A 252-nucleotide genomic window follows, 5' to 3' on the forward strand; every position below is an offset into this window, starting at 1 on the left:
CTTGGGCGGCCGCGGCGGCCTCGTACGCCGCGTCGACGTCCGATTCGGTCGCGGCGGCGACCTCGGTGACGACCTCGCGCGTCGAGGGGTCCTCGACGTCAATCGTTTCGCCGCTCTCGCTGGCCCGCCATTCACCGTCGATATAGAGCTCGTCCCACTCCGCGTCGATGGATACGTCGGTCGACATCGTACTCCATTTCTACGGTCTACCACCTAAAAGAGGGGCGGAAGGGGGAAGGTGTTACCGATTAG

1 protein-coding gene is annotated in these 252 nt (G+C 64.3%); it reads right to left on the reverse strand.

From position 1 onward, the window contains the following. Positions 1–187: aldehyde dehydrogenase family protein (locus tag HKX41_12460; GenBank protein NNC24948.1), on the reverse strand; the 187-nt coding region annotated here is incomplete at its 3' end. Positions 188–252 lie beyond the last annotated feature (65 nt).

It is taken from the genome of Salifodinibacter halophilus, from assembly GCA_012999515.1.
Lineage (GTDB): Bacteria > Pseudomonadota > Gammaproteobacteria > Nevskiales > Salinisphaeraceae > Salifodinibacter > Salifodinibacter halophilus.